Consider the following 6,326-nt stretch of genomic DNA (forward strand, 5'->3'; position numbering starts at 1 on the left):
GGCGACGCAGCAGGGTAGCCAGCGCCTCCATGTCTGCACCGCCCAATCCGGCGCCCGGCTCGTCCAGCAGCACCACGCGCGCGCCAGGCGCACAGGCGAGCGCGATCGACAGCATTCGCTGCGTGCCGTACGACAATTCCGCCGGCAGCCGGTCGTGCGAACTCGCCTGCACGCCGTATTGCAGCAAATGCGCCCGGGCCTCCGCCTCCAGCCGATGCCGGCCCGCGATTTCCAGCCACGGCGCGAAAACGGAAGTGGCCAGCGATGCACGTCGCCCCTCCCCCAACACGCCCACCATGTTCTGCAACACGGTCATGCCGCCGAAGAACGCATTCTGTTGGAAGGTGCGCCGTAAGCCCATGGCAGGCAGCCGGTTTGGCGCGATGCTGGTGATGTCCTGGCCATCCAGCACCAACCGGCCGGCATGCGGCACCATATTCGTGGCCGCCTGAAAACAAGTGCTTTTGCCCGCCCCATTCGGCCCAATAATGCCCAGGATCTGCCCGGCATACGCGGACCAGGACACATCCTCCAGCGCTTGGAACCCGCCGAAGCGGACGCCAAGCCCTGTCACCTGCAAAACCGCTTGCGCGTCATTTTTCAACGACGAGCTTCCCATCGGTGACGGTGAACACGGCGTAGCTGGATTGCATCTGCCCATTCGCGGCGAAGGCGGCGTCGCCAAAGATCGTGTCCTTGATCGTATGCCCGCGAATGGCCTCCGCCACGGTCTTGCGATCCAGGCTCTTGGTGCTTTCCACCGCCTTCGCCCACACCTGCAACGAGCCACCGCCCAGCGCCATGAACTTGTCCGGCGTCATGTTGAATTGCTTCTGCACCTGCGCCACGAACGTCTTGTTGGCTGGATTGCTGACGAACGGCTCCACGTCGGGAAAATAGATGTCGGCGCTGATCAACCCGTTCGCCGCTGGACCGGCGGCCTCCACCACGCTGGGGCTGACGGTGCCGACCGAGCAAATGATCGGCACACCCACCTTCGCCTGCGCGTATTGCTGCAGAAAGGCTGGCAGCCCGGCGCCTTCATTGGCGTTGATCGAAATCACCGCGTCGGGCTTGGCATCCTTCAGGCTGGTCACCTCGACCCGGAAATCCGTCTGCGCGAACGGGAATTTCTGCGTCGTCACCACCTGATACGGCAGCCCGGCGGATTTGAACCCCGCCTCCAGCCCCTGCTGCGCGCCGTTGCCATAGGCGTCATTCTCCGTCGCGAAGCCGATGCGGCCGGTCTTCATGGTGCGCGCAAGATATTTTACGATCACGTCCGAGTCTTGCGCGTTCGAGCTATTCAGCCGGATCGCCAGCGGATTGGACGCGCTCGCCAGAATGCCGTCCGCCTTCGAGATGGCCGTGATATCCAGCACGCCTGCACGCGCCAGGATGGATTGTTCGGCCAGGGTGACGGGGCTGTTCCAACCCTCGATCACCACGGCCACGCCCATCGACGCGAGTTCGTTCGCCTTGGCCACACCGACCGCCGGGGTGCTTTCATCGTCGCGCACGATCACTTCGATCTGCCGCCCCAGCACCCCACCCTCGGCATTGATCAGGCTCGCCATCGCCTGGATCGCCTGGGTCACTTGCTGGCCTTGCTTGCCCGCGCCGCCGCTCAGCGGAAATATTGCGCCGATCTTGATCGGGTCCGCCGCCTGGGCGGGGGAATACAGGGTGAGCCCGGCGAACACGCAACCCAACAGCACGCGACGCAACATTCTACTTCTCCTTGGACGAGCACGTTTGGGTGCTTCGGTTTATTTCCTCAGGCTAGGCCTTATCTTTATTGACGGCTTGGCAGCTGCCTTCTTATCTACAGCTAACAACAACACGCATAGGAAACGCAATGGCTGGCACGGTCCTGGTTGCAGGCGCACTCGGCATCATCGGACGCGCCACCATGGCCCAGGCGATTGCCGCTGGAAAGGACGCAATCGGCCTGTCCCGCCGCGCCCCGCTGCCGGGCACGCCGGGCCGTTTCGTGTCGGTGGATCTGACGGAGGCTGCGGATTGCCGGGCGAAACTGGCCGACCTCACCGGTATCAGCCACATCGTCTATGCGGCGCTGTTCGAAAAGCCCGATCTCGGCGCTGGCTGGTTGGAGGCAGACCAGATCGCCACCAACCTGGCGATGCTGCGCAATCTGCTGGACGCTGTGGAGCCAGCCAATCCCGACCTGAAGCACATCACCGTGCTGCAGGGCGCGAAGGCCTACGGCGTGCATCTGGGCCAGATTCCTATTCCTGCGCGGGAAAATGCACCCCGGCACATCCATCCGAATTTCTACTGGGCGCAGGAGGATCTGATTCGCGAGCGACAGGCCCGCGCCGGTTGGGCATGGACCATCTTTCGCCCGCAAGTCGTGCTGGGCTTCGCACCCGGCAGTGCGATGAACATGCTGGCCGCGATCGGCGCCTACGCCGCCATCAGCCGCGCGTTGGGTCTGCCCCTGGTATATCCCGGCATCGGCCATCGCATAACCGAGGCGACGGACGTGCGCCTGCTGGCCCGTGCCATCGCCTGGGCTGCGGAGGCGCCAGGTGCCGCGAACGAGACGTTCAACATCACCAATGGCGACGTGTTCGTATGGCAGAACATATGGCTGGTGGTGGCGCGCTGTTTTGACATGGATGTCGGCCTTCCCCACCCGATGCCGCTGGCCATGATCATGCCGGGCAAGGCCGAGGTGTGGGACGCGTTGGTGCGCAACCACGGCCTGGTTGCGAACACGCTGGACGGGCTGGTCGGTAGTTCCTGGCAATTCGCCGATTTCGCCTTCTCCCGCACCCATTCCACCGCGTCGCTGCTCAGCACGATCAAGATCCGCCAGGCCGGCTTCGCAGATTGCATCGACACCGAGGAATCCCTCGGCTGGGAGCTGGCAGAACTGCAGCGTCAACGCGTGTTGCCACCGTAGCCGCTGGTGGCGGCCCTTCGACGATCGGGTCATGCGATGCAACGGATCGGCTGCAACGGTTGAACGCCTCCTTCGGTCGCCGGGCTTACCGCCAGCGTTTCAGCAGGTGAACTGCCTGTTCAAAACCTAGCAGGATTGCTGTATCGAGGAAAGCTGCCTTCATAGGGAAACGATGCCGTCCTTCGAACCTGTCTCCGCCGTGTTGCGCGCCCTCGACTGCCTGGTTGTCGTCAACCGGGTGAAGGAGGCGAGCGTCGCCGATATCTTTCGCCAGACCGGACTCAACCGCCCAACCGTCGTGCGCATGCTGGAAACCTTGATCCACGCCGGATTCGTGGTGCGTCACCCAGCCCGCGCCGTCTACCTGCCGACGGGCCGCACCCTGGAACTCAGTCGCGGCTACCAACGTCACGAGGAAATGGGCCTGGTGGCGGCGCCGATCCTCGCTGCCCTGCATCAACGGTTGCAATGGCCGTCCGACGTGGCCGTGTTCGATGGCGATGCAATGGTGGTGGCGCAGACTAGCCGCAGCGCCGGGCGGCTGCATTTCAACCGCCAGCCCGGCTATCGCGCCCCGTTGCTAGGCAGTTCCATAGGGCTGGCCTATGTCGCGTTCTGCCCCGATGCGGAACGGCAGAGCGGGCTAGCCGCCTTGCGCACCGCGGCGGAGCCATGGAACGCCCCGGCACGTAACCCGGCCGCCCTGCGCCGCCTGGTCGCCAAACTGCGGGAAGACGGCTTTGCCACCATGCACCCCGCCTATTCCGAGGCCGCGTATGACGGCGTTGCCTCCGCCGTCGGCGTGCCGGTGTTGATCGCTGGCGTGGCGGTGGGCAGCCTGAACGTCATGTATCTGCGCGACGCGATGGACGAGCCGACCGCGATCGGCCGGTTCGCCGCACCTTTGGTGCAGGCCGCTGCCGAAATTGCCGATGCGTTGAGCGCCGCCCGGCGAATGAGCCGAAGCCCCGGCACGATTCACTCGTAGGGCCGGTCGGTCCACCAGGGGAAGAAGGCTGGCATGTCGGTCGACACCTTGCCCGGGAAATCCGCCGGCCGCTTTTCCAGGAAAGACGCCACGCCCTCCTTCACGTCGCCGCCCCGCCCTTGGGCGAACACACCGCGGCTGTCGATCTTATGCGCCTCCATCGGGTGGCTGGCCCCCAGCATCCGCCACATCATCTGGCGGCTGAGCGCGACGGCCACCGGAGATGTGTTGGCCGCAATCTCCTCCGCCAATGCCCGCGCCGCCGGCAGCAGATCTGCCGGTTTGTGGACGCTGCGCACCAGCCCGGCCTCCATCGCCTCCGCGGCGGAGAAGACGCGGCCGGTCGCGACCCATTCCATCGCGCGGGATATGCCGACCATGCGGGGGAGGAACCAACTGGAACACGCCTCCGGCACCAGGCCGCGCCGGGCGAAGACGAACCCGAACTTCGCATCCTCCGACGCGAGGCGGATGTCCATCGGCAGTTGCATCGTGGCGCCCACGCCAACGGCCGCACCGTTCACCGCTGCGATCACCGGTTTCAGGCATTCGAAGATCCGCAGCGTCAGCAACCCGCCGGAATCCCGCACGGCCTCGTTGCTCCAATCCACCGAGCCATCCGCATTGATGGCGCCGGCGCGATCGGAGTAGTCGAACCGCTTGGCCCCCTCCGCCAAATCTGCCCCGGCGCAGAAGCCTCGCCCGGCGCCGGTAACGATGATCGCGCGCACGGCATCGTCGGCATCGGCATGATCGAACGCGTCGATCAGCTCGGCCCGCATCTGTGTGTTGAATGCGTTCAGCCGGTCCGCTCGGTTGAGCGTAATCGTCAGGACGTGACGGTCGATTTCATAGAGGATGGTGTCGTAGGTCACGGCGCTGCCTTCACGATCAATCCATCGACCGCCGTGATGCGCGACCCGGCGCAGATCAGCGGGTTGATGTCCATCTCCGCCACTACGCCGCCCGCATCGGCGATCAGTTCGGAGGCGCGGCAGACGATGTCGGCCAATTTGTCCAAATCGACCGGTTCCGATCCGCGAAACCCCGTCAGCAAGGCCGCACCCTTCAGGCCACGCAACATCGCCAATGCTTCGCCGTGCTGCACCGGCGCCAGGGCCAGGGCAGCGTCCTTCAGCAATTCGACGAACACGCCCCCCAGCCCGACCACGATCAACGGACCGAATTGCGGGTCGGTTCGGCCGCCGATCAGCACCTCGACACCCTTTGGCAGCATCGGCTGAACCAACACGCCGTTGATGTGCGGCGCCGGCTGCACCTTGGCCGCTGCCGCAAGGACTTCGTGGCACGCGGTGCGCACAGCTGCGGCATCCGATAGGTTCAGCCTTACGACCCCAGCCTCCGTCTTATGCAGGATGTCGGGGCTTTCGACCTTCAGCACCACTGGAAAACCAAGCGCCTCTGCTGTGCTGGCCGCTTCGTCTGGCGTTTGCACCAGGCGGTCCTCCACCACGGGGATGCCATAAAGCGCCATCACTCGTTTGGCCTCGCTCTCCGTCAAAGCCTGCGCGGGCGCGGCCTCCAACAGCGCGCGCGCCTGGGCGGCCAAGCCTGGGCCGGTGACGCGCGCCGCCGGGTCACGCGGTGCCTGCCGGGCCAGTGCGTCGCGGCGTTGCCAGGCAGCCAGCGTGGCGAAACACCGGTCGGTGGAGTGGAAGAGTGCCAGATGCGGATCTTCCTCCGTCTCGCGCGAACCTGGCCCACCCAGCCATTCCGGCGCCCACAGGCTACAGACGATCTTGTCGTGCTTGGCCGCGCAGGCACTGAACACCGCCAGCCGCGATGTGGCGGACGCATAGGCGTAGGCGTGCGACGTCACCAACGCCGCGAACGCCGGGTCGGCCAACAGCGCATCGGTGCAGGCGAGCAAGGCGCCGGGATCGGTGAGCACCTGGGCCGTCACGTCGCACGGGTTTCGCGGGGAGCCGAATTCCGGCACCCGCTCCGCCAACACGCCGGCGGCGAACGGGCCGGGCTGCGGCAGCGGAACACCGTGCAATTCCGCCTTGTCCGCCGCCATGATGGTAGCGCCCCCGCTGGTGGCGATCATCGCCACACCCGTGGTGGATGGGCGCGGCGCCTTCGCGAAGAAGGCAGCGGTTTCCACCACCGCCTCCAACTTGTCCACCTGCACCACGCCGGCCCGGGCAAACGCGGCAGCATACGCCTCGTTCGACCCGGCAAGCGACCCGGTATGCGACATCGCCGCCTGCGCGCCCGCTTTGCCCGTGGCCATCTTGTACAGGATCAGCGGCTTGCCCGCCTGCCACGCGATCTCCGCCGCGCGGATCATGCGGCCAGGATCGGCCATGCCCTCGAACACGCAAGCAATGGCGCGGCAGGCCGGCTCCTCCGCCAGCGCGGCAACATAATCCGCCACATCCACGT

The 6,326-nt window shown here is 65.7% G+C and carries 6 protein-coding genes; 2 read left to right on the forward strand and 4 right to left on the reverse strand.

Annotated features, from left to right (window positions below; all coding sequences use genetic code 11):
* Both GSQ76_RS00410 and GSQ76_RS00415 read right to left on the reverse strand, forming a co-directional pair.
* On the reverse strand, positions 1 to 604 hold a 604-nt coding region (locus GSQ76_RS00410), incomplete at its 3' end, for an ATP-binding cassette domain-containing protein (protein ID WP_158741945.1).
* Positions 594 to 1,730, reverse strand: coding sequence for an ABC transporter substrate-binding protein (locus GSQ76_RS00415; RefSeq protein WP_158741946.1), 1,137 nt, complete (start codon positions 1,728 to 1,730; stop codon positions 594 to 596). The genes GSQ76_RS00415 and GSQ76_RS00410, both read right to left, overlap by 11 nt.
* Positions 1,731 to 1,858: 128 nt before the next feature.
* On the opposite strand from GSQ76_RS00415, the gene GSQ76_RS00420 reads away from it, so the two are divergent.
* Both GSQ76_RS00420 and GSQ76_RS00425 read left to right on the forward strand, forming a co-directional pair.
* Positions 1,859 to 2,929 (forward strand): SDR family oxidoreductase, encoded by a 1,071-nt coding sequence (locus GSQ76_RS00420; RefSeq protein WP_174247263.1) that lies wholly within the window; start codon positions 1,859 to 1,861, stop codon positions 2,927 to 2,929.
* Positions 2,930 to 3,101: 172 nt separating this feature from the next.
* Positions 3,102 to 3,917 (forward strand): helix-turn-helix domain-containing protein, encoded by an 816-nt coding sequence (locus GSQ76_RS00425; RefSeq protein ID WP_158741947.1) that lies wholly within the window; start codon positions 3,102 to 3,104, stop codon positions 3,915 to 3,917.
* On the opposite strand, the gene GSQ76_RS00430 is transcribed toward GSQ76_RS00425, so the two are convergent.
* Complete coding sequence (locus tag GSQ76_RS00430) at positions 3,908 to 4,792, reverse strand: crotonase/enoyl-CoA hydratase family protein (RefSeq protein ID WP_158741948.1); 885 nt, start codon at positions 4,790 to 4,792, stop codon at positions 3,908 to 3,910. The two genes, GSQ76_RS00425 and GSQ76_RS00430, sit on opposite strands and share 10 nt — an antisense overlap.
* The coding region (locus GSQ76_RS00435) for an acetate--CoA ligase family protein (RefSeq protein ID WP_158741949.1) at positions 4,789 to 6,326 on the reverse strand (1,538 nt) is incomplete at its 5' end. The genes GSQ76_RS00435 and GSQ76_RS00430, both read right to left, overlap by 4 nt.

This window comes from Acidisphaera sp. L21 (assembly GCF_009765685.1).
Taxonomy (GTDB): domain Bacteria; phylum Pseudomonadota; class Alphaproteobacteria; order Acetobacterales; family Acetobacteraceae; genus LMUY01.